Genomic DNA, 436 nt, shown 5'->3' on the forward strand with positions numbered 1-436 from the left:
CGAGCCACTGATCCAGGCAGGCCAGGGCGATGTTGGCCTCGTTGGCCTTTTGCGTGCGCTGGAACACCTGGGTGGCCTTGATCAGGCCACCGATATAGCCCTGCACCTGCTTGCGGATGCGCTGCGTGTCCTTGCTCTGCCGGGCGACCAGGCGGCTCTTGCTGGGGTCGCGCTGGTCGTACTTGCTGTCCAGCTGCAAGTGGCCGGTGTAGGCGGCTGGCGGCGTCTTCGGGCAGCGCTCCTGGCGATAGTCGCCGACCAGGCGTGACGCTGCCGTCGACTGCGGCGCCCAGATCGACTGGGCCGCGTTGGCGCCCAGCGAGGCGCAGAGCAACAGCAGCAGGGCCGTCAGGCGGGGGCTCACAGGCATAGCTTGGTCTCGATCTTGAAGGGCTGCTCGACGGTCTGCGTGGGTTCGAGCAGCACCGACAGCAGG

General features: G+C 67.7%; 1 protein-coding gene. It reads right to left on the reverse strand.

What is annotated here, in order from left to right:
• Nucleotides 1-370 (reverse strand): alginate lyase family protein (locus J0A65_RS25910; protein WP_206597069.1); only part of this gene is annotated, 370 nt, incomplete at its 3' end.
• Nucleotides 371-436 lie beyond the last annotated feature (66 nt).

The sequence above is a fragment of the Bowmanella yangjiangensis genome (assembly GCF_017255015.1).
Taxonomy (GTDB): Bacteria; Pseudomonadota; Gammaproteobacteria; order Enterobacterales; family Alteromonadaceae; genus Bowmanella; species Bowmanella yangjiangensis.